The following is a 22960-nucleotide window of genomic DNA, read 5'->3' as shown; positions in this document are numbered from 1 at the left end:
TACAATTTGCGGCATTTGATAAATGTAACCTAGAGGCGCGTATGAAACTGACTTCAAAAGGCAGGTATGCAGTAACTGCAATGCTAGATGTAGCGCTACACGCAAACATTGGACCTGTGCCTCTGGCTGATATTTCTGAACGTCAGGAAATATCTCTATCATATTTAGAACAATTATTTGCACGTCTTCGTAAGAATGGGCTAGTGAGCTCAGTACGAGGCCCTGGTGGAGGTTACCTCCTAGGGCGCGACGCACACACAATCTCTGTAGGAGATGTTATCAACGCGGTGGATGAATCGGTTGATGCAACAAGATGCCACGGAGAAGGTGGTGGTTGCCAAAGTGGCATGCGCTGCTTGACCCACACCTTGTGGTCGGATTTAAGCGTGCGAATAGAAGAATTTTTAAACAGTATTTCCCTTGCCGAGCTAGTCGCTAACTCTGATGTGCAATCAGTTGCATCACGTCAAGATAGAAGCGTTAGCGATGCGATGAAGCAATTAGATAATATTCAAGTGAGTTGCCAACTATAATTGGCGTCAAGCGGAGAAAGAAATGAAATTACCGATATATTTAGATTATGCTGCGACCACGCCGGTTGATCAGCGTGTTGCTGACGAAATGATGCAATGCCTGACAATGGATGGTAACTTTGGTAATCCTGCGTCCCGTTCACACCGTTTTGGTTGGCAGGCCGAAGAACTAATTGACCAAGCACGTAATGATATCGCTGATTTGATTAACGCAGACCCGCGTGAAATCGTATTTACTTCTGGCGCGACTGAATCAAACAACCTTGCAATAAAAGGTGCTGCGAACTTTTATCAAAAGAAAGGCAAGCACATCATTACCGTTAAGACAGAGCACAAAGCTGTTATTGATACGTGTCGTGAACTGGAGCGCCAAGGCTTTGAAGTAACCTATATGGACGTTGAAGAAAACGGCCTATTAGATCTTAAAAAGCTAGAAAGTGAGATCCGTGAAGACACTATTTTAATCAGCGTTATGCACGTAAATAATGAGCTGGGTGTTATTCAAGATATTGCGACAATCGGTGAGATGTGCCGTGAGCGCAAAATCATGTTCCACGTAGATGGTGCACAAAGCGCAGGCAAAGTTGCAATTGATATGAAACAGTTAAAAGTAGATTTCATGTCATTTTCTGGTCACAAAGTTTATGGTCCTAAGGGTATTGGCGCTTTATATGTGCGTCGTAAACCTCGTGCTCGCCTTGAAGCGCAAATGCACGGTGGTGGTCATGAGCGCGGTATGCGTTCAGGCACTCTAGCGACACACCAAATTGTAGGTATGGGCTCTGCATTCCGTATTGCTAAGGCTGATTTTGACAAAGATCATGCACACATTAGCGCACTTCGCCAGCGTCTAGTTGACGGCATTATGGATATGGAAGAAGTGTATTTCAATGGCACTGTAGACCAGTCTGTACCGGGTATTGTTAATATCAGCTTCAACTATGTTGAAGGTGAATCTCTTCTGATGGCTGTGAAAGACATTGCTGTTTCGTCTGGTTCAGCATGTACATCAGCAAGCCTTGAGCCGTCTTATGTACTTCGCGCGCTAGGCCGTAATGACGAATTAGCACATAGCTCAATTCGATTCAGTATCGGTCGCTTTACAACAGAAGAGGAAATTGATTACACCATCAAGCTTATCAAAGACTCAATCGGTCGCTTGAGAGAGATGTCTCCTCTTTGGGAAATGTTTAAAGACGGTATTGATTTAGATTCAGTTGAATGGGCACACCATTAAACAAGACAGCTTGTATTGACACTGTAGCAAGTATATAAGCGGTTAGTGAGGAAAGAGTTATGGCATATAGTGATAAAGTAATTGACCACGTGGAAAACCCACGTAACGTAGGCACGTTAGACAAAAACGATCCGAATGTAGCAACCGGTATGGTTGGTGCACCGGCTTGTGGCGACGTAATGAAACTGCAAATTAAAGTGTCTGACGAAGGTGTTATCGAAGACGCTAAGTTTAAGACATACGGCTGTGGTAGTGCGATTGCTTCATCTTCTTTGGTGACAGAGTGGGTGAAAGGTAAAACTCTAGACCAAGCTGCAGAAATTAAAAATACCGACATTACTGCTGAGCTAGAGTTACCACCTGTAAAGATCCACTGTTCAATCCTTGCTGAAGATGCAATTCAAGCAGCGATTGCAGACTACAAAAATAAGCAGGCGAAGTAAGAGATAAATTATGGCAGTGACATTAACTGAAGCAGCTGCAAATCGTGTGCAGACTTTCCTTGCGAACCGAGGAAAAGGTCTTGGCTTGCGAGTGGGGATTAAAACCACTGGCTGCTCAGGTCTTGCGTATGTACTCGAGTTCGTTGATGAGCTAGCTGAAGGCGATGAAGTGTTCGAAGAAATGGGCGTAAAAATCATCGTTGATGCAAAAAGCTTGGTTTATATCGACGGTACTGAGCTGGACTACACCAAAGAAGGTCTTAATGAAGGGTTTAAGTTTATCAACCCAAATCAAAAAGACGAATGTGGTTGTGGTGAAAGCTTTACCGTTTAACCATCTATAAAAGATAGTGAGCTTAAGCCCTGCCTTGGTAGGGCTTTGCTGTATTAGGTCCGTATGCGATATTTTGAATTATTTAATTTACCAGTAAGCTATGACGTAGATTTATCAGTATTAAATCAACGTTATTTAGAGTTACAACGTGCCGTTCATCCTGATAAGTTTGCGGGGAAAAGTGAGCGTGAAAAGCTGATCGCCGTGCAAAAAACGTCTGAAATTAATGATGCTTTAGCGGTTTTAAAACACCCAGTGAAACGTGCTGAGTATATGTTAAGTGAGCAAGGTGTCGATATCAGAGCTGAGCAGCAAACACTGCAAGACCCTGCATTTTTAATGCAGCAAATGGAGCTAAGAGAGGCACTGGAAGATATCCAGCATAGCAGCGATCCAGAAGATGAAATCGATGCGTTTGAAGCCCAAATTAAAGTGCTCGACCAACAGTACAGCGCAAAACTAGCAGAGCAGCTTATTGATCAAGAACACTCGGTGTTAGAAATTGCTGCTGACAATATTCGCAAGTTAAAATTCATATATAAATTACGTGAAGAGCTGTCTCGCATTGAAGATAGCCTTTTCGATTAATCTAGCGTCACCACTTAAGTTAAAAGAGCATTATGGCATTATTGCAAATTGCTGAGCCGGGGCAGAGCGCGGCACCTCACGAACATAAACTGGCAATAGGTATCGACTTAGGTACAACAAATTCTTTGGTGGCCACAGTACAAAGTGGTGAAGCCAGAACGCTTGTGGATATTAATGGCGATGCTATGCTACCGTCTGTCGTAAGATATCATGCTGAGAATGTCACTGTTGGTCAACAAGCGCAATTGGCTGCGGTTGAAGATCCGACCAATACGCTTATTTCCGTAAAACGTTTTCTTGGCAAATCTGTTTCAGAAGTTACCACGCGCTATCAAAACTTACCTTATGAGTTTGTTGAACATCAAGGTGCGCTGGCAATCAACACGGTTGCTGGCCCAATCAATCCAATCCAAGCATCAGCAGAAATTTTAAAGTCTCTTTATCAACGTGCGACGGAGAGCTTTGCAGGAGAGGAAATAGTGGGGAGTGTTATCACTGTACCTGCTTATTTTGATGATGCACAAAGGCAAAGTACCAAAGATGCAGCTGAAATTGCAGGTTTAAAAGTACTGAGGTTACTCAATGAACCAACTGCCGCAGCTGTTGCTTATGGCTTGGACTCAGGTCAAGAAGGTGTAATTGCTGTCTATGATTTGGGTGGTGGTACGTTTGATATTTCAATACTGCGTTTGAATCAAGGTGTTTTTGAGGTACTAGCAACGGGTGGTGATTCAAGTTTAGGTGGAGATGACTTTGATGCTGTATTGGTTGAACACTTTAAGTCGCAGTTAGGCCTGAGTGAGCTTACACCACAAGAGCTGCGTTTATTGATCCAAAAAGCAAAAGCCTGCAAAGAAGCGTTGAGCAGTTATTTAACTGTCAATGTGAAACTCGAACTGCGCTCAACTGAGCACTTGGTAACAGTGACGCAAGAGCAGTTTGCTGAGCTAGTTGCACCACTTGTTAAGCAAACGCTTAGAGCATGCCGTAGAGCGTTAAAAGACGCGGGTGTAAGCAAAGAAGAAGTGCTTGAAGCTGTGATGGTTGGTGGGTCAACCCGTATGCCTGTGATCCGTGAAGCGGTTGGTGAGTTTTTTGAAAAAGAGCCGCTAACTTCTATTGATCCAGATCGCGTTGTTGCTATTGGCGCTGCAATTCAGGCTGATATTCTAGCAGGTAATAAACCTGACTCGGATATGCTGTTATTGGATGTTTTACCTCTATCTTTGGGTTTAGAGACCATGGGTGGCTTGGTAGAAAAGATCATTCCACGTAATACAACAATTCCAGTTGCTCGCGCGCAAGAGTTCACCACCTTCAAAGATGGCCAAACTGCGATGTCATTGCATGTACTCCAAGGTGAACGAGAATTAGTAGATGATTGTCGTTCACTGGCTAAATTCAGCCTCAAAGGCATTCCAGCCATGGCTGCCGGGGCAGCACATATTCGCGTTACGTTCAAAGTGGATGCAGATGGCTTGTTGAGCGTGTCTGCGAGTGAGAAGTCGACTGGTGTGCAAGCCGAGATCCAAGTAAAGCCGTCATTCGGTTTGAGTGATGATCAGGTTGCACAAATGCTTAAAGACTCAATGAGTTTTGCTAAAGAAGATATGCAAGCACGTATGCTCAAAGAACAGCAGGTTGAAGCGCTGAGAGTACTTGAAGCCCTTGAAGCTTCACTGGCAACAGAATCTGCGTTATTAAACGAAGAAGAGTTAAATAGCCTAAGAGAGGCGATGGCGATGTTAGATGAAAAACGCCAAAATGCATCGGATCCAGATGCGATAAAGCATGCAATTGAAGTGGTTGATGAAGCAAGTAGTGAATTTGCATCTCGCCGCATGGATGTATCAATCAAACAGGCACTGCAAGGTCAGTCTGTAGACGAGGTTTAATATGCCACAAATTATCTTTTTACCCCATGAAGAGCTTTGTCCTGAGGGCGCGGCGATAGACGCAAAATCTGGTGATACAGTGCTAGATGTCGCGTTAAAAAATGGGATCAGTATCCCTCATGCATGTGAAAAGTCATGTGCTTGTACGACATGTCATGTTGTTATCCGCGAAGGGTTTGACTCGCTAGAAGAAAGCGATGAGCTTGAAGATGACATGTTAGACAAAGCTTGGGGTTTGGAACCTGAATCACGTCTGGGCTGTCAGGCAGTGATCAACGATGAAGATTTGGTTGTAGAAATTCCAAAATATAATCTAAACATTGTTAATGAAGAGCACTAATTCATAAAGTTTATCGAAAAGGCTGTAGCTTATCACTACAGCCTTTTTTATTTGGAGTGAAAAATTATGTACTTAAAAGGTCAGACTGTTTGTTCAATTATTAATGGATTAGATCACCAAAGTGACAAGCTATTGGCCGTACATAACCCGGCTGATGGCTCTTTACTTGCAGAGGTGACGCAAGCAGGTTTAGTTGAAGCTGATCATGCACTAGAGAGTGCCCAATCGTGTTTTCTCGAGTTGAAAAGCACCACCGCACAGGCGCGCAGTAATACGCTTTATCGTTGGTATCAACTAATTCTGGAAAAGCGCTCTCAGCTGGCAGAAATAATTACGCTAGAGCAAGGTAAACCTCTGAAAGAGTCACTGGCAGAAGTCACTTATGCTGCGGGTTATGTAAGATGGTATGCGCAACAAGCCGAACGCGCATATGGCACTGTTATTCCTGCCAACTCGCAAGCTCATCAGCTACTGACAGTGAAACAAGGCGTTGGTGTGGTACTAGGTGTAACGCCATGGAATTTCCCGCTGGCAATGATAACGCGTAAAGTCGCTCCGGCTTATGCAGCAGGGTGCAGTTTTATTTTAAAGCCCTCAGAGTTAACGCCGATTAGTGCGATTGAAGTCGCTAAACTAGCACTCGAAGCTGGTATGGAAAGTGGGGCTTTTCAGGTGTTAGTAAACGCGAAACCGGAGCAATTGGTTAAACACCTAACGAGCAAAAAAGAAATTAGAAAACTGACTTTTACAGGTTCTACCCAAGTTGGCAAGTTGCTATATGCCCAGTGCATCGACACGATGAAGCATATTTCATTGGAATTGGGGGGCAATGCACCATTTATCGTATTTGAGAGTGCCGATTTAGATGCCGCCGTTGATGGACTCATGGCTGCCAAATTTAGAAACGCTGGACAAACCTGTATTGCCGCAAATCGTATCTTTGTGCATCAAGCAATAAGGGACAAATTCTTAGAGAAATTAAAAAGCCGCGTAAGTGCACTCATAGTAAGTTCGGGGTTGGAAGAGAACTATGATATTGGTCCCCTGATCACTGAACTTGCGAAAGACAAGGCTGCACAATTAATCGAAGATGCGCTTAGTAAAGGCGCTTATGCAACTTATCCAGCTAAGGTGCGAGACGGTTCTATTATGTCTCCAGTCATACTGGAAAATGTGACCTCTCAGATGGCGATTTATCATAGTGAAATCTTTGCGCCAGTTGTCAGTATTATAGAATTTAGCTCTGAATCTAACGTGATAGATATGGCAAACGAAGTTGATGCAGGGCTGGCTGCTTATTTTTATTCTCAGGATGTTAAGCAAATCGCGCGTGTATCACAAGAGTTGGATTTTGCGATGATAGGCATTAATGAAGGGGGAATATCTAATCCCGCGGCTCCTTTTGGTGGAATGAAAGAGTCTGGGTTGGGGAGAGAAGGAGGAGTGGAAGGGATTGAGGAGTATCTGGAAACCAAATATATTTGCCAGCGTACTTTATAACGAGAACGCTTGTTATAAGAACTAAAATATGATGACAAAAATTATTATTGGAACAATGCAATTTTTGCAATTGCTTTAAATTTGTAAAAAAGCTAGGTAGACTGCGCTGTAGTTTTCAATTTTATATAAAAATATAATGACAAGCGCAAACTTACCAACCTTGGTTGTACTTGCTGGCGGGTTAGGTACTCGCTTTGGTGGCAATAAGCAGATCGCAGAGCTACCGAATATAGGTAAAACAATCATGGAGCTTAGCATAGCAGATGCTTATAGCGCTGGTGTACGGCACGTCGTGTTGGTGATAAATGATTTGGTCAGATCTACCATTGAGTCAGTGATATTACCTAGACTGCCTAGCGAGTTAAAAGTTGAACTGGTAGAGCAGTCCATTGAGCGAGTGCCTGAGCGGTTTAAAGATATTGCCGCTAAACGCTCAAAGCCTTGGGGAACAGGTCATGCACTGCTGTGTGCCCGTTCAAATGTCACTGGTAATGCAATTGTAATTACGGCAGACGACTACTATGGGCCTAGTGCATACCGGCAGCTAGTTTCGCACTTTTGTAATAAAGATCATAATACTAGCGAAATGGCGATAGTAGCCTATCCTTTAACTCAAACCATGTCAGAGCTTGGTGGAGTTAATAGGGGCATATGCGCTTTGTCAGAAAACTACCTTACGCAAGTGCATGAGTACATAAATATACGCCGGGTCGACGATGGCTACAAAGGGTATTTTAATAACCAAGACATACCTGTCGCATCTAACAGCCTCGTTTCGATGACATGCTGGGGGGTAACTCAGCAACTTTTTGATAATCTTGAAGTGTTGTTCGATCATTTTCTAGAATGTCATGACAGCGATGTCAAAAAAGAGTATTATCTACCCGATTGTATTCAGCATATGATTAATTTTGACCAAGCTGCCGTCCGAGTATTCGAAGCTCGCGACAGATGGTTTGGTGTTACTTATAAAGAAGAAATAGATAGTGTCGCAGGAAAAATATATGAACTACGTCACGGATGAATTAACCGCAAGTGTAATTAATAAGCCAGTTTATAGGGTAAGTATGGAATACCTTTCAATCGCTGAGCATTTGGCTGTGCAGTATGGCCTGTGTGAGGAAGAAATCTCAATGAAACCTATTGGCAGCGGGCATATTAATACAACCATGCTTTTAAAGGACAGCAAACGAGTGCTGGTAGTTCAAAAACTAAATACAACAGTGTTTCCTGAACCTAATCAGCTTGTTGAAAATGCTCGTTTAATTGAACAGCACTTGGCGTCTAAATTAGATTCAGGCTCTTACGAATTAGGCATTATAAAGCACGTACCTACCCATGAAGGTAAGTTCTTGGTTGAATATCAAGGAGAGGTGTGGCGAGCGCTCGAGTTTATTGGCAAAAGCTATAGTGAAGACGTTGTAGATTGCGCGATTAAAGCGCAAACTGCTGCCGGTGCGTTTGGATGTTTTGCTAATGCATTAAATGATTTTGATGCAAAACAGTTATTTCCGGTAATCCCTGACTTTCATAATTTAGCGATGAGAATCGAGAAATTGAAAGCGGTGATTGAAGCGGATCCTGTGGGTCGTGTTGATACGTGTTTAGACGTCATCGAATTTTGCCAATCGCAATACCGTTTAGCAAATGAAGTAACGGCAATGGAAGCACAGTTGCCACTGCGTGTTTGTCACAATGATACCAAGATAAATAACATGTTGTTTGATGCTTCTACTAATAGAGCCAAGGCTGTTATAGATCTTGATACCTGCATGCCAGGGTATTGGCTATATGACTTTGGTGATATGGTTCGTACTTTTTGTTCTCCTGAACCAGAAGATTCGACGAATTTGAACAATGTTGTGGTTCGCGTTGAAATCTTTGAGGCTATCGTAAAGGGGTATATCGCAGAGGTATCAGAAAGGTTAACGGATATTGAAAGAAAGAGTTTTATACTCGGTGCGAAAGTGATGCCACTTATGATCGGCATTCGATTCTTAACCGATTACTTGGATGGCGATAATTATTTTACAACCCACCATGAAGCCCATAACTTGGAGCGTGCACGCAATCAATTTGCGCTTTATCAAGATATTCTGAAAAAAGAAACGCAGTTAAGTGCTTTGATAAACTAGATTGCTTTGCGACAAATAATGAATAAAAGCCTGATGAACCACCATCAGGCTTTTTTTTGCGCTGAGCATGTTATTCGTAGCGTCAGATCTATGCTCTGAATTTACTCCAGAGTAGTTGAATATGGATAAAGCCAACTTGGCAAAGCGAAATTAGTTGGCGGGTGACGAATTATAGTTGGTGACGAATTATTTAAGCATCAGATACTTTTTATCAGCGACAAGGATCAATTAGTCGCATCCGTTTTGATTCTCTGCGCTGCTTACGATAGCGTTGTCATAACAACAAGTATTAGTAGTGAAGTTTGAAAAAATAACTCTTTTCAGGCTTCCTGCTGTACGGGAAAGCATAAAAATGAAATTAAGAATTAGAATAAAGTGTTAATCTAGGATCCTTCATGACACAAATAAACAGAAGACATTTTTTAAAAGCAGCAGGCGTAGCCGCAGCTGCAGGTGTAGTTGCAGGTTGTGCGCAGCCGAATAGCACTAGCACACTATCTTCCAATCCAAAAGGCAAGTCTGTGATCGGGCTTGTGGTGCCTAAAATGGATGTAGTCCGAGTTGCATTTATTGGTGTAGGTCAGCGAGGATACGGACATGTGAAGCGCATGAGTCATATTGAAGGTGCTGAGATTGTCGCTATTTGTGATACTCACAATGAAGTTTTGGAACGTTCTGCAAAATATCTCACTGACAAGGGGCTAAAAAAACCAGCGCTGTATGGGACAGGAGAGCTTGCATATAAAGAAATGCTCGAACGTGAAGATATTGATATTGTGATTATTTCTACACCATGGAAGTGGCATGCACCGATGGCCATCGACACCATGGAGAGTGGTAAGCATGCATTTGTAGAAGTGCCTCTTGCATTGACTGTAGAAGAAATGTGGCAGATTGTCGATACAGCAGAGCGTACGCAGAAAAACTGCATGATGATGGAAAACGTCAACTATGGTCGCGATGAGTTAATGGTGCTGAACATGGTCCGTCAAGGACTGTTTGGTGAGCTTTTACATGGTGAAGCCGCGTATATTCATGAGCTGCGTTGGCAAATGAAAGAGCTAGAGCATAAAACAGGATCTTGGCGGACTGAATGGCATACTAGACGAGATGGCAACCTATATCCAACTCATGGCCTTGGACCTGTGTCGCAGTATATGAATATCAACCGTGGTGACAGATTCGACTACCTAACCTCTATGAGTTCTCCTGCACTTGGACGAGCTGCTTATGCGCAAAGGGAATTTCCAAAAGCGCACCAACGTAATCAATGGAACTATATTTGTGGTGATATGAATACGACCATGATCAAAACGGTAAATGGACGTTCGATTGTGGTCCAACATGATACTACAACGCCGCGACCTTATTCTCGTCATAACCTTATTCAAGGGACTAATGGTGTTTTTGCAGGATTCCCAAATCGAATTGCGTTGGAGCAAGGTGGCAGAGGCTCATTTCATGATTGGGATGAAGATATGGCTTATTGGTATGGAAAATATGATCACCCGTTGTGGGTGAAGATGGGAGAGGAGGCTGAACGCAATGGTGGGCATGGTGGTATGGACTTTTTAATGTTCTGGCGCATGATTTATTGTTTGAGAAATGGTGAGCCACTAGACCAAGATGTATATGATGGGGCTGCTTGGTCAGTTATATCTCCACTATCTGCTCAGTCAGTCGCCAATCGCAGCGAGTCAGTATCAATTCCTGATTTTACCCGAGGCCATTGGCAAACAGCTAAACCATTAGGGATTGTCGGAGCATAGTTAAGAAAAGCGCCAAAGGGCGCTTTTTTTGTGCTTAAATAGGGTCACACGACTTATTAAGGGTAAACAATGCAAAAGTTTTTTGTCAGCTTGATGTTCATAGTCATTTTAGTAGGTTGCACTAGCACAAAAACAAAAGATAGTGAGCTTAGCTTAAATGAAGTAGTCGAAAACTATATCAAGGTATATCAAGCACGTTCCGATTTTGAACGATTTTTAGCGTTTTATTCAGATGATGTCGTTCTAGAAGACATGTTGTATGGGTATAAAACAACAACCAAACAGCAGTTAGGCGATTTCTTCAACTGGAATGCAGAACAAGTCCACGTCCTGGACTCAAACAAGACCTTTTCGGTTGAACAAACGATAATATCCCAAGAGCAAGGTACTGCTGTTTTACGTGGTACGTTTAACCTTTTTTCTTACAACGGTCAGCAACTAGGGCCATGGCGATTTACAACCGTATTAAAGTTCAATGATGCTGGTTTAATTTATTATCAACAAGACTGGATCAATTACTATCCGAGAAGTTTTGTGTTAGAGGCGCCAAACTTAAACACTGACAAGTAAGTTATTTTACCCAAATATCACAATTACATGTAAACTGCATTTCAACTATTTTGAAATTTGAGAATTAGGAATATCTTATGCAGCTTTCTGTAGAGATTAGTAAGTACCCACTTCATTCGGACTATATCCCTTTCATAAAGTCTTTTATTGAAAGGCTGAATGAACATGAAGGGTTAACCGTGATCACCAATACCATGTCAACTCAAGTGTTTGGTGAGTTTGATCTAGTCATGTCGGTAATTCAATCTCAAATGAAAACGTCATTTGAACAATACGGAAAATGCGTATTTGTTTGTAAGTTTATTTCTGGTGATTTATCCCCTGAGGCATAATGGAATTAATTACTAAGACCCTTGCAGGCTTTACCGCTATGTCTGGTTGGGAGTATTTGGCTGTAGCGCTCTCGATTCTTTATCTATTGTTAGCTATCCGAGAAAATATCTGGTGTTGGCCAGCCGCTTTTTTCAGCACATTTATATATACCATAATGTATTGGAATGGTGCGCTGTTGATGGAGTCCTTACTACACTTTTATTATTTGGTTATGGCGTTTGTTGGTTGGTGGATGTGGCGATCAGGACAAAAAAATACTGAATCAAAGATTGTATCTTGGTCGTTTTTCAAACATATGAAAATCATTTTAATAACTGCCTGTGTAGCCGTGTTTATGGGTTATATGACAGACAATTATACCCATGCCGATCTACCATATTTGGATAGCTTCACAACTTGTTTTGCGGTTGTGACCACTTACTTAGTTGCAAAAAAGGTACTTGAAAATTGGCTATACTGGGTAGTGATCGATGCAGCATCTATGTATCTGTATTATTTAAAAGGTTATTACCCAACACTTGCGTTATATATCTTTTATACATTCATGGCGTGTTGGGGTTACATGAAGTGGTATGAAGAGCATAGCAACAGAGAAGGCAAAACACTTGCGCAGCTTTGATTTAAGCTGCGCATTGCATGTGCTACAAAGGCTATTTCCCGATAGCCAAATTGAACAGCTTTCTAAGCTAGATAAGGGGCTAAGCAACCATAACTTCTATTTTAAGCTGGACGCCAAACCCTGTTTGTTGAAAGCGTTTAACGGTGCCGTGCCGGTCACTGCATTGAATGCTCAAAATGCACTGGCGCAGCAGCAAGTATCTCAGGCTATTTTATGTTTGGATAGGATAGATAATGTCGCAGTGCTGGAGTTTTTAACTGCTGTGCAAGCCCCAATCTGTCTAGAAGAGCAAATTCCAAAGCTATTATCAGGTATTCATAGTTTGTCTGTTGAAAAGTCATCACAGCTTAATTTAAAGGGTGCGATCTTGGAGGCATCTTCATTTCTAGAGCAAACTTGGCTTGGAGAGTACTTGATTGATGAACTGTCAGCGTTACCATCTGATATTTGCTTTTGTCACAATGATTTGGTTCAAGATAATGTGTTAAACACACCTCACGGTGTACGTATGCTTGATTTTGAATATGCGCAATACAACGACAGTTTTTTTGATTTGGCAGCGATCTGCTGCTCCTACCAACTTAACGAAAAACAAAGACAGGCTTTATTAGAACGGTACTTTTTCTATCGGCGCAGTCCAAATCCAGATAACTCAATATATAAGTTAGATGTGTTTCGAGGTATTTATTTGCTGGTTAGTATTGCTTGGTATAAACAAAAAAATATCAATACTGAAATGGAGATGTTAGAAAAGCAGTTTAAACCTTGGTGCCGTCAGCACAATTTGGTTTATGCCTCGTAAATGAGTGATTTTTACGAGGCGTGATGATTTTAAATTCCGCCTAATCTTTTGGCTAACTCTTTATATTTTTCAACATCATCCTTGTCAAATATAGGCTCTCCATTTTCATCATGTTCCTTTGCAACTAACAAGTTCTCTCTCGCTAGCCGCCTTACACGCTCCACTTTTACACTTAAAAATTCAGCAACTTGCTCAGTGGTCATAGGGGTCATAATACAAATCCTCAAGATGATGTTGGTAGCTTGGCTACTAAAATCCAAACACATTTATTATTTTTGAACTTTAATCATAGCTAAATATATGACTTTTAGTCTAGTTAGTGATGTTTTTTCGCGTCTTAGTTTAATAAATAGTCATACAAACGTCACTGGACTGGTATTTCATTTAAGATGTGATTATTATGGGGCTGCTTAAATTGCTGTGCTCTCGTGGTGAAATGGATATCACGTGGCTCTCCGGAAGCTAAGTTACAGGTTCGATCCCTGTCGAGAGCGCCAGTAAAGCCCCACGAATATGCTCCCTGTCAAATTAAAACTTGTTTTTTACAGTAAAATGCCATTGTAGTGAGTCCACGCCGCTAGGTTTGTCGATTGGTGCTGCCAAGTCCAAATGCAATACTAAACCTGAGTTAGCTCTACTTGGTGCCATGCGAATACCAAACCCGAGGTTTTTGTAAAACTTATGGTTTACGCTGAAAAGGGTTTTACCATCTACGCGACCTATATCAAAATATGCGGCTCCACCTACTTTAAACAAATGTAGTAAGTCATATTCCCAATAGTATCGCTTTTCTAGGTTTAACACGATACGTCTATCACCCTGCAAGTACCTTGCAGGAAAGCCTCTTAATCCGGTTTCTCCACCTAATGTTAGTTGCTTGTCTTCGGTCAAGTGCTTGCCGTGGGCAATATTGAGCTGAGAATACCAAGATTGATAATTTCCAGTAGCTAAGTGATACTCTAGGTTTAATTGTGTAATTAGGTTTTCACTTTCACCTTTTTCTAGGTTCCAATACCCATTGAACGCAAAGTTGACCCGAAACAGGCTTCTTTCTGAAGTATAATGGGCCTTGCTGATAGTCGTATTAAATATCCATCTAGAGTCATCATTGCTAATAGAATCGCTAGAGTAACCCAGTTGTGAGTTGATATTCCATCCCAAATTCAGGTCCTCTGTTCTGTAGATGGAGTCAAAATTTTTGACTTTGATAAAGTCCGTTTCTAGCCACTGTACTTGCACGTAGGGATAGCTGAGTTTTCGTTGTTGCGCAATGGGCAAAGTTGTTTCTTTTACTTCACGAAATGACTCCGTCTGATCTCTATATCCGGCAATGACTCTGCGTGTCCAGTTTGCTTTTTGAGCTGTTGCTATGCCGTAATAAATCTGAGTGACTTCTGAGTCTTGCTCAAATTCTGATACGGTTTCACCGTTTTCATAAAGGGGCTCAATACGTTTATTACCGTAATTTAGGAAACCATAGCTAACAGGAGTACGAGTCGAAAAAAATGGATAATCCACACCGATGTAGTGACGCTCTCCATCGTCATTATCTGAATATTCAACTCGGCCTTGGTATCGAGAAGATAAGATATTGGGGTCGTCATAAACAAATAAATAGCCACTTCTGTCTGCATCTTCAATATGTGTGAGGGAGAGGCGCTTACCATACCCAAATAGGTTGCTTTCGCGAAATCCTATGCGGCTTGAGTTTTCTCCGCCGCTACGACTAAAGCTGAGATCAGGTAAGAGAGTCCAAAGGTCTCGGGTGACGACTGTGACTGTAACGTCACCATGGCAATTTTCTTCAGCGAAAATTCGTGCATCGTACAAATAGGGTTGTTGTCGTAACAAGCGCTCTGATTCAATTAATAATTGCGGATCGTAGGCAGTATTTTCAGTAAATAATAAGACACTTTTAATGACTTCTGGTTTAGTTGTTATGTGTGCCTCATTGGCGAATCTAAACAGCGCATTGTCTTCTTCAGGCAAAGATGTATCAAATACATTGAGCTGGTGTAGTTCAATAGCGCTTATTTTTCCGCCGTTTTTTTTGGGCAAGGTGTGTTCGGTGCTTAATTCTTGACTGTAACTGTTATGAGTATCGTGGGAAGCATTTGAGCAACTATTAGAAGCGATAGTTTGCTCATTTGCATGAGTAGGTGCTACAACACCAGTAATTGATGTGGCCAAAAAAACAAAGAAGCAAAACCTAGATATCACCATGTGTATGCCTAACGCTACTATTATTATTAGTATGGCTTATGTTAGGCATACATGCTTAGGCAAGTCTATATTATTGTTGTAAATTTAATCTAAGGTAAGTCAGAAGGTTTGGGATAAGCTGTGTAGCTTCAACTCCTTCAGGTGAGATCCAAATACTCTCGCTATAGTATTCGAAATTAAGGCAAAATGACTGATGTTCATAATTAAATCGCCACTGGTGGCGATCGGCCCCCTCGTTAAATTCGAGCGTGGTAAGGGCGTCCATCGAGAGAAATATACTTCCCCATAATTGAAATTCATCGCTATCTGGAAATACGCTAGGCATGACTTGTAAAGTACTTTTGTCGCTCAGTAATTTTATATTGGTCATAGATTCCTCGGCTTATTCTGCTGCTAAATAATTGCGGATCAGCTGCATAAAAGGAGCACCATACTTGGTCAATTTTGTGAATCCGACACCAGATACTTTAAGAAAAGCACTGTCTTCGGTTGGCATTTGTTGCGCCATTTCTGCCAGTGTTTTGTCATTGAATACGACATAAGGTGGCACATCGTCTTGATCTGCGAGCTCCTTGCGTAAACTGCGCAGCTTAGCAAATAGCTTCCGATCATAGTTAAACTGTGCGAGTTTATCTTGGTATACGTGGCTTGCTTGCAATCTAGGTTCAGCTAAATTTAATGTATATTCACCTATAAGTACTGCACGTGCAGCTTCGGTCAGTTTTAAAGTGGCACCTTGAGTAATATCTTGAGCCAACAAGCCGTGATGAATGAGCTGTCTAAGCACGCTCAGCCAGTATTCATTGCTTTGATCTTTACCTATACCGTAGGTACTTAAATTGTGATGTTGGTTATCGCGAATGCGTGCAGTATTTGCACCACGCAGCAGATCGACAATATACCCAAGCCCAAAACGTTGCTCAGCACGATACACGCAAGACAGTGCTTTTTGTGCAACGATAGTCGCATCGAAATGCTTGGGAGGGTTCAAACAAATATCGCAGTTGCCGCATGGCTCCCGCTGATATTCGCTAAAATAATTCAGTAAAATTTGTCGGCGGCAGGTCTGAGCTTCCGCAAAGTTTGCCATTGCATTAAATCTTTGCTGCTCTACCTTACGTCTTTGCTCATCAGTAATATCTTCGAAAAAGCGTCTCACTCTGCCAATGTCCGCTGGGTCAAAGTACATAATTGCTTCCGCGGCCAGCCCATCACGTCCCGCTCGACCTGTTTCCTGATAATAGGACTCTATACTTTTGGGAATGTCATAATGCAATACAAATCTGACATTGGGTTTATTGATCCCCATACCAAAGGCCACTGTTGCGACGACAATTTGAACGTCATCACGCGCAAACGCATTTTGTACAAACTGACGCTGATCATTGTCCATACCAGCGTGGTAGGCAGCTGCATTAAATCCACCTTCAGAGAGCTTTTCGGCTATCTCATCAACACGTCGACGGCTAGAGCAGTATATTATGCCGCTTTGGCCTTTTTGCGTTTTCAAATACCGCATAAGCTGTGACAGCGGTTTGAATTTCTCTTCAATGGTATAGCGTATATTTGGGCGATCGAAGCTGCCTGTATGAACGAATGGATCATTTAGGTTGAGTTGCGAAATAATGTCATTGCGAGTTGCCATATCAGCAGTTGCTGTAAGCGCTATTGTTGGGACATGAGGAAATAATTGTTTGAGTTCGCTCAGCCTACAATAGTGTGGTCTAAAGTCATGACCCCAGTGCGAGACACAGTGAGCTTCATCAATTGCAAATAATGATAGAGACAAATTTCTAAGGCGATCGATAAACTCTCTCTGCAACACCTTTTCAGGAGCAACATAGAGCATTTTAATTTCGCCGTTGTGTAAACGCTGATAGATATGTTGTTGTTGTTGCCACTCTACGCTGTTATTGACAAACTCAGCTGCAATTCCTTGAGCTTGTAATTGCGCGACTTGATCCTGCATTAAAGAGATTAATGGCGATACTACGATTGTGACACCTTGTAACATCAGCGCCGGAACTTGGTAGCATAAAGACTTCCCGCCCCCTGTGGGCAGCAACACTAAACTATCACGGCCAGCAAGGCATGCTTCTATCGCATCCTGTTGTCCCGCGCGAAAAGTTGTGTAACCAAAAAATTCTTTTAGTACTGATTGGGGAGTCAATGATTGTTGAGTTGCAAGTGTGTCCATTGCGCGCATTTTAGAGGGTTTTGATGTAATTGTCTTCCTTTAATGATTATTCTTAATGCGAGTTGAAGGAGTTTTAGTCAATGTTGGCAAAGAGTCATTAATTACAATGGTATTGTACAGCAGAAGCATTGGTGGCAGCAGTTCGATACACTATTGTAAACATTGCAATGCTGATGGTTTATTGCAATAGCGTAGCAAAATGGAGATGCAGTATTATATCTGTATAATGCTCGCCTTCTTCGCATCTGGGTGAATAGGGGAGTGAAATGGCTGGGGATACTAAGGCGAGGCAAGGCTATATATATGCCATACTTGCTTTTATTATGTGGGGCTTGGCACCAATTTATTTCAAGTCGATAGAGCAAGTTGAAGCGCTGGAAATTTTGGTGCATCGAGTCGTTTGGTCTGTTGTGTTTGTTGTTGTTGTGATCGCGCTACGAAACAATTGGCGTAAAGTTTATGCGATCTTGGTGAACCCTAAACTTTTAATGATGTTAGTGGTCACTGCATTACTATTAGGTTTCAATTGGGGTTTGTTTATCTGGGCCGTAAACAATGGATATATGCTTGATGCGAGTCTAGGTTATTATATTAACCCGCTACTTAATGTTCTTTTGGGAATGTTATTTTTATCTGAAACGCTTCGTAAAGGCCAAAAAATAGCTGTTTTACTGGCTTCTACTGGGGTAGTAATTCAATTAATTAGTTTTGGATCATTTCCGTATATTGCGCTATCGCTCGCTTGTTCGTTTGCAATTTATGGATTGCTGAGAAAGAAAATGGCTGTCGAGTCTTTACCAGGCTTACTGATAGAATCTGTTATTTTATTACCATTGGCAGGTGCCTATTGGTTGATGATGACACCTAGCCCAACCAGTAATATGCTATTGAATGACATCGACTTAAATGTGTTGTTAATTGCCGCTGGTGTTGTGACCACATTACCATTACTGAGCTTTACTGCTGCAGCGAAAAGGTTACCCTATTCAACTTTGGGGTTTTTCCAATATATCGGGCCAAGTTTAATGTTCATGTTGGCAGTAACCTTTTATGGAGAATCATTTGACATTGAACGAGCTGTCACTTTTGCCTTTATTTGGGGAGCGCTCATTTTATTCAGTATTGACTCTTGGAAAGCGAGTCAATCTAAGTTAGTGAACGCCCATTAAGTTATTGTAGTTACCATAGCCTTCTGCCTCAAAGCGGTCAGAAGGCGATTTGATTGCGCCCTGATTCCTTTGCTTTATAGAGGTTTTCGTCAGCGATTTTAATTAACGGATCTATACTTTCGATCCCCTTGTCTGCAACCCCGATAGAAACCGTAAACGGGATGTGGTAAGGCGTCAGTGAACTACTATTTTTCTCTAAATAGAGTCTAAAGTGCTCTAATTGCTGTGCGTTCTTTTCTCTATCTTGAGATCGAAATAAAACAGCAAACTCTTCCCCACCCAATCTGGCATAAAGATCATGCTCAAAAAACTTTTCGAAACACTCTCCAATTGATTGGAGTACTTTATCACCGGCATCATGGCCATGCTGGTCGTTGATTTTCTTGAAAAAGTCGATATCGATCATCGCGAGCATACAGCCATGGTTTTGCCTACTATTCATCGTGAGCTGCTTGCTTGCGTGCTCAAAGAAATATCGTCTATTAGGGAGTTGTGTTAAATAGTCGGTATTTGCTTGGCGTCTAATGGTGGCGATATTTTCCAACATATCTACGTTTTGACTTAAACGACAATAAAACTCTTCAGGGTTAAAAGGTTTACGTAAGTAATCGTTGGCACCGCTTTTCAAAAATCTGGCGGACAAATAGGCATTGTCTGTACCAGAAATGCCAATAATGGCTTTATCGTCGTTACTATACAAGCGCCTAATCTCTGCGCAGAGCTCTTCTCCACGCATGTTGGGCATTTCGTTGTCAGTTATGATGACATCAATGTCAGGGTTTTCGTTTAGAGCAGCGAGGGCTTTTATCCCATCCTCGGCGACGTATACTTGATATTTATGGCGCTGTAATAAGGAACTAATATGTCGCCTTGTAGCAGCAGAATCGTCGACAACTAGGACTTTAACCTGCTCATTGCGTGGCAGGCGCTGTAACTGTCTTTTCAAATACTGGTAAGCTTGTTTGTTTTCTTTGGTGATGTAGTCAATAACAGGGTATTTATCTACAGTATCTCGAGTGCTTGATTCAAGGTTACCTGTCATAACTATTGTTGGAATATTGGCTTTAACCGTATATGGGATAGCCTCCCCGTTTGAAGCATCAGGCAAAACAAAATCCACCACAGCACAAAAATAATTGTGATCGTTTATCAGTCGCTTTGCGCTCTCTAAAGTGGTTGCAACGTCAACATCGTAGCCGACAGAGCTGGCAATGTGTTTCTGGACTTTTGCGATAGTTGGAGTGTCTTCTATTATTAGCACCTTTCTCAACACATGCTCAACCTTAACAGCTTTTCTTTACTTCAGTTTTAACTGAAAGCATGAAAAAAGCAATGATGATTATAAGATTCACTAGGGCAATTCTCTGCTTAATATCCCTATTGACAACGTCAACCCGCCTACAGGTGTACGTTTAACGGAAAAAGAGCGGGTTGACGTTAAATATAAAGTATTAGTCCAAACTGACTTCCACTTCAGGTTGCTCGGCAACATTATGGCTTTTTGTAAATGGCTTTTGACTGCTTAATGTGTGGGTTTTGTGTTTCCGAGTGGTCAAATCTAAGTACTTTGCCCATATTTTTTCCATCTGATTGGAGGGGGGGGTATGTTGGGTGAAGGTATCAACAAATTGCTGTTGAAAGGAGTTGGATGGCGGACTCTCTTGTTTGTATAAACTCGACAGAAGCTTTCCATGCTGCTGCAAGAGCTCCGATTCAAGTAACGTAAAGTGTCCACTTCGAGAGAATCCTCGGGGGAAGTTTGCATCATCATAAAAAGGCTTAGATGCAGCAAAAGCTTCTTTTAGTTCGGCTATAGTCATATCCATGATGGTTTCCTCACATTGTTTGGAAAAGTATGAACTAACGACGCTGCTTTTTTAAACGAATATTTTTTATTGAAAGGTAGGGTGATGGACAAAGAACTATTAAAAACTTTTGTTGAAGTTTCAAAAACTCGTCATTTTGGTCGGGCAGCAGAAAACTTATACATCACTCAGTCTGCTGTGAGTTTTAGGATCCGGCAGTTGGAACAAAACCTAGGGGTAAGTCTATTCACTCGACAGCGAAACAATATTCAACTAACCGCTGCCGGAGAGCGATTACTTCCCCATGCCAAAATGCTATTGACCGCAATGCAAAGAGCACGATTAGATGTCACTTTGGCTAGTAACCGGCAACAGCAGCTTTCATTGGCGGGAACGCCAAATATTTGGGATGCATATTTGCATTTCGGCATTAATCAAGTTATTTCATCAATGCCAGAGGTATCACTGGTAGCTGAAGTAAAAGCTCATCAAGAGAGTGTCAGACTTTTGTTGGAGCGCACACTGGATATTGCTGTACTTTTTGATCCGCCCAAGGTTGATGAATTAATCGTTAGACAAGTTAAAAATTTGTCTATAATTCCAGTCAGTACTTTTAATTATACAAATAGAGATGACTTTTTTGGCAAACAGTATATTTATGTAGATTGGGGAACCTCTTTTTCGCTATGGCATGCAAAGCAATGCGAAGGAGCGGGGCCGCCTTATTTTCGTACTAATACTGGGCGTATTGCCTTGGAGCTTATTTTACAATGTGGTGGTTCAGCTTACCTACCTAAAATGTTAGCTGCGGACCTAATAGAAGAACAAAAGTTGTTTCTTGTTGGTACCGTTTCGCGAAGCTTTCGGGAAGTGTTTGTAGCATATCATAAAGGGAATGAGCAGTTAGAGCATATAGAAACTGTCGTAAATCTATTGGCCTCTTTTGCAGAGTAATTTAAAAATGTTGTTTTAATTATGATTACCTATTTATGACACAAAGCTGAAATTTCAGTTTCAATTAAATGTCATTTTTATTTTGTGTGTAATATTTCTGTCACTTATAGCTGGCAGACTGCGCCTGTCTAAAAAATTACGTGTTGCGATATTGAGGAAATACACATGAAACTAACCAAATCAGCATTACTACTCTCGATTCTAAGTGGTCTCTCTTTGAATGCTCATGCCGATGTTGATGTATATGGTAAAGCTAACCTTTCTGTACAATCTTCTGACGAAGGTGACGGTTCATTTACTGAAGTGAAAAGCAATGCTTCACGTTTTGGTTTTAAAGGTTCTGAAAAGCTAAATTCAGGACTTGAGGTTATATACAAGTTAGAATTTCAAGTAGACGTTTCAGACGCTGATTCGAAAGGTGACGATGACAACATCACTGCTCGTAATCAGTATGTAGGTCTGAAAGGTAAATTCGGTGAAGTGGTAATTGGCCGCAATGACACTGCATTTAAACAGTCTCAAGGCAAAATGGACCTATTTAATGATTTAGAAGCTGATATTAAAAATATCTGGAAAGGTGAAAACCGCTTAGGTGATTCTCTTTCGTTTAAATCAGCTAGCTATAACGGCTTTAAAGTGTTAGGTACTTTTATCGCTGAAGATGCAACAGACGGCGAAAATGGATATTCTGGTGCGGTTACTTACGGCGACGCGAAACTTAAAAAGTCCAAATTCTATTTGGCGCTTGCAGGTGATAGTGAAGTAAAAGGTTATGACGCACTACGTTTTTCAGGCCAATACAAAGCAACGGACAGCTTGAAGTTAGGTGCTATGTACCAAAAGCAAGAAAAAGTTGATGGAACAGGTACTGCTGATGGTTTCTTGTTAAACGCAGCTTATAGTTTTGGTGCGAATACACTTAAAGTGCAATATCAAATGATTGACTTTGATGCCGCAGCGTCAAAAGATGTGGACGGTATCAGCATTGGTATTGACCATAAGCTTGCAAAAGCAGCAAAGCTTTACGCTTTCTACTCATCTGTTGATGAAGATGCTGGCACTGAAGAAGATTACCTAGGACTAGGTATTGAATATAAATTCTAATCAAAAAATACATTAGAATAAGTAAGAATTAAGTAAGCCTGCTTTTTTGAAATATAAAAAGCAGGCTTTTTTTGTCCTTTTTTGAGCTTACCGTACGGGTTTGCGTGATTTTTGAGCGTTTAAGCTGTGTTTCCTACTTTCCTGTAAAAAAACGCTTGCGCCAATCTTAAATCTCCCTATAATGCGCACCCACTGACACAGCGGGACGCAAACAAAAACGCAAACCAAAGTGAAGGGGAAAGTTAAACGGAAAGCTTAGTTAAGAAAAATTAAATTTTCTAGTTGACTTTAAAAGTGAAGCGGTTAATATGGCGCTCCACTTCGCAGCAACGCTGCGGTAACTAACCAAGGGTTAGTTACACTGTTCTTTAAAAATATGAAGCAATCATCTGTGTGGGCACTCGTACAGA

The 22960-nt window shown here is 41.5% G+C and carries 24 protein-coding genes and 1 tRNA gene; 19 read left to right on the top strand and 6 right to left on the bottom strand.

All coding sequences use genetic code 11. The features are described 5' to 3' along the window. Positions 1-41 precede the first annotated feature (41 nt). From iscR to J8M00_RS13600, 15 genes are all read left to right on the top strand, one after another. Complete coding sequence (gene iscR, locus J8M00_RS13670; protein ID WP_211010968.1) at positions 42-533, top strand: Fe-S cluster assembly transcriptional regulator IscR; 492 nt, start codon at positions 42-44, stop codon at positions 531-533. A gap of 22 nt (positions 534-555) precedes the next feature. Beyond that, entirely contained in the window at positions 556-1770 is a 1215-nt protein-coding gene (locus J8M00_RS13665; protein ID WP_211010966.1) for an IscS subfamily cysteine desulfurase, read from the top strand. 59 nt (positions 1771-1829) lie between these two features. Next, entirely contained in the window at positions 1830-2213 is a 384-nt protein-coding gene (gene iscU, locus J8M00_RS13660; protein WP_023399923.1) for a Fe-S cluster assembly scaffold IscU, read from the top strand. A 10-nt stretch (positions 2214-2223) separates the two neighbouring features. Further along, entirely contained in the window at positions 2224-2547 is a 324-nt protein-coding gene (gene iscA / locus J8M00_RS13655; RefSeq protein ID WP_023399924.1) for an iron-sulfur cluster assembly protein IscA, read from the top strand. Positions 2548-2610: 63 nt separating this feature from the next. Next, a complete protein-coding gene (gene hscB / locus J8M00_RS13650; protein WP_211010964.1) occupies positions 2611-3135 on the top strand; it encodes a co-chaperone HscB in 525 nt (174 codons plus the stop codon). A 32-nt stretch (positions 3136-3167) separates the two neighbouring features. After that, complete coding sequence (gene hscA / locus J8M00_RS13645; RefSeq protein WP_211010962.1) at positions 3168-5030, top strand: Fe-S protein assembly chaperone HscA; 1863 nt, start codon at positions 3168-3170, stop codon at positions 5028-5030. Position 5031: 1 nt separating this feature from the next. Next, positions 5032-5370 carry an ISC system 2Fe-2S type ferredoxin gene (fdx, locus tag J8M00_RS13640; protein ID WP_023399927.1) on the top strand — a complete coding sequence of 113 codons (339 nt, stop codon included), beginning with the start codon at positions 5032-5034 and terminating at the stop codon, positions 5368-5370. A 66-nt stretch (positions 5371-5436) separates the two neighbouring features. After that, positions 5437-6870 carry an NAD-dependent succinate-semialdehyde dehydrogenase gene (locus J8M00_RS13635; RefSeq protein WP_211010960.1) on the top strand — a complete coding sequence of 478 codons (1434 nt, stop codon included), beginning with the start codon at positions 5437-5439 and terminating at the stop codon, positions 6868-6870. Positions 6871-7006: 136 nt separating this feature from the next. Beyond that, entirely contained in the window at positions 7007-7894 is an 888-nt protein-coding gene (locus J8M00_RS13630) for an NTP transferase domain-containing protein (protein WP_211010958.1), read from the top strand. 43 nt (positions 7895-7937) lie between these two features. Beyond that, positions 7938-9005 (top strand): phosphotransferase enzyme family protein, encoded by a 1068-nt coding sequence (locus J8M00_RS13625; RefSeq protein WP_211011454.1) that lies wholly within the window; start codon positions 7938-7940, stop codon positions 9003-9005. 395 nt (positions 9006-9400) lie between these two features. Continuing rightward, entirely contained in the window at positions 9401-10774 is a 1374-nt protein-coding gene (locus J8M00_RS13620) for a Gfo/Idh/MocA family protein (RefSeq protein WP_211010956.1), read from the top strand. 69 nt (positions 10775-10843) lie between these two features. Next, positions 10844-11344, top strand: a complete 501-nt coding sequence (locus J8M00_RS13615; protein WP_247687383.1) for a nuclear transport factor 2 family protein — start codon at positions 10844-10846, stop codon at positions 11342-11344. A 77-nt stretch (positions 11345-11421) separates the two neighbouring features. Further along, the gene (locus J8M00_RS13610) at positions 11422-11676 is read left to right on the top strand and encodes a YkoF family thiamine/hydroxymethylpyrimidine-binding protein (protein ID WP_211010955.1); all 255 of its coding nucleotides are present in this window, start codon (positions 11422-11424) and stop codon (positions 11674-11676) included. Further along, positions 11676-12296, top strand: a complete 621-nt coding sequence (gene pnuC, locus J8M00_RS13605; RefSeq protein ID WP_211010953.1) for a nicotinamide riboside transporter PnuC — start codon at positions 11676-11678, stop codon at positions 12294-12296. The genes J8M00_RS13610 and pnuC overlap by 1 nt, the downstream gene beginning before the upstream one ends. Beyond that, positions 12250-13098 (top strand): phosphotransferase, encoded by an 849-nt coding sequence (locus tag J8M00_RS13600; RefSeq protein WP_211010951.1) that lies wholly within the window; start codon positions 12250-12252, stop codon positions 13096-13098. Before pnuC ends, J8M00_RS13600 begins: the two co-directional genes overlap by 47 nt. 29 nt (positions 13099-13127) lie before the next feature. On the opposite strand, the gene J8M00_RS13595 is transcribed toward J8M00_RS13600, so the two are convergent. After that, entirely contained in the window at positions 13128-13310 is a 183-nt protein-coding gene (locus J8M00_RS13595) for a helix-turn-helix domain-containing protein (RefSeq protein WP_023399936.1), read from the bottom strand. A gap of 210 nt (positions 13311-13520) precedes the next feature. Here J8M00_RS13595 and J8M00_RS13590 point away from each other — a divergent pair. Continuing rightward, positions 13521-13595 (top strand) — tRNA-Arg (locus J8M00_RS13590). Between the two features lie 31 nt (positions 13596-13626). Here J8M00_RS13590 and J8M00_RS13585 read toward each other — a convergent pair. The 3 genes from J8M00_RS13585 to recQ all read right to left on the bottom strand — a co-directional run bounded on the left by J8M00_RS13585 (position 13627) and on the right by recQ (position 17527). Then, on the bottom strand, positions 13627-15321 hold the full coding sequence (locus J8M00_RS13585; RefSeq protein ID WP_211010949.1) for a hypothetical protein: 1695 nt from the start codon (positions 15319-15321) through the stop codon (positions 13627-13629). 70 nt (positions 15322-15391) lie between these two features. Continuing rightward, the gene (locus J8M00_RS13580) at positions 15392-15691 is read right to left on the bottom strand and encodes a DUF3630 family protein (RefSeq protein WP_211010948.1); all 300 of its coding nucleotides are present in this window, start codon (positions 15689-15691) and stop codon (positions 15392-15394) included. A gap of 12 nt (positions 15692-15703) precedes the next feature. Beyond that, entirely contained in the window at positions 15704-17527 is a 1824-nt protein-coding gene (gene recQ / locus J8M00_RS13575) for a DNA helicase RecQ (protein WP_432652271.1), read from the bottom strand. A 257-nt stretch (positions 17528-17784) separates the two neighbouring features. Here recQ and rarD point away from each other — a divergent pair, with 257 nt between their 5' ends. Further along, positions 17785-18687 (top strand): EamA family transporter RarD, encoded by a 903-nt coding sequence (rarD, locus tag J8M00_RS13570; RefSeq protein WP_211010944.1) that lies wholly within the window; start codon positions 17785-17787, stop codon positions 18685-18687. Between the two features lie 37 nt (positions 18688-18724). On the opposite strand, the gene J8M00_RS13565 is transcribed toward rarD, so the two are convergent. Both J8M00_RS13565 and J8M00_RS13560 read right to left on the bottom strand, forming a co-directional pair. Beyond that, complete coding sequence (locus J8M00_RS13565) at positions 18725-19960, bottom strand: response regulator (protein WP_211010942.1); 1236 nt, start codon at positions 19958-19960, stop codon at positions 18725-18727. Positions 19961-20138: 178 nt separating this feature from the next. After that, positions 20139-20513 carry a DUF413 domain-containing protein gene (locus J8M00_RS13560; RefSeq protein ID WP_211010940.1) on the bottom strand — a complete coding sequence of 125 codons (375 nt, stop codon included), beginning with the start codon at positions 20511-20513 and terminating at the stop codon, positions 20139-20141. An 84-nt stretch (positions 20514-20597) separates the two neighbouring features. Between J8M00_RS13560 and J8M00_RS13555 the strand changes: the two genes are divergently transcribed. Together J8M00_RS13555 and J8M00_RS13550 are read left to right on the top strand one after the other, a co-directional pair. After that, positions 20598-21446, top strand: coding sequence for a LysR family transcriptional regulator (locus tag J8M00_RS13555; RefSeq protein ID WP_211010938.1), 849 nt, complete (start codon positions 20598-20600; stop codon positions 21444-21446). A gap of 165 nt (positions 21447-21611) precedes the next feature. Next, the gene (locus J8M00_RS13550) at positions 21612-22550 is read left to right on the top strand and encodes a porin (protein WP_211010936.1); all 939 of its coding nucleotides are present in this window, start codon (positions 21612-21614) and stop codon (positions 22548-22550) included. Positions 22551-22960 lie beyond the last annotated feature (410 nt).

Source organism: Pseudoalteromonas luteoviolacea, assembly GCF_018100925.1.
GTDB classification, from domain to species: Bacteria; Pseudomonadota; Gammaproteobacteria; order Enterobacterales; family Alteromonadaceae; genus Pseudoalteromonas; species Pseudoalteromonas obscura.
Note: the sequence above shows the minus strand (reverse complement) of the source record. Positions and strands in the feature narration are given on the sequence as shown.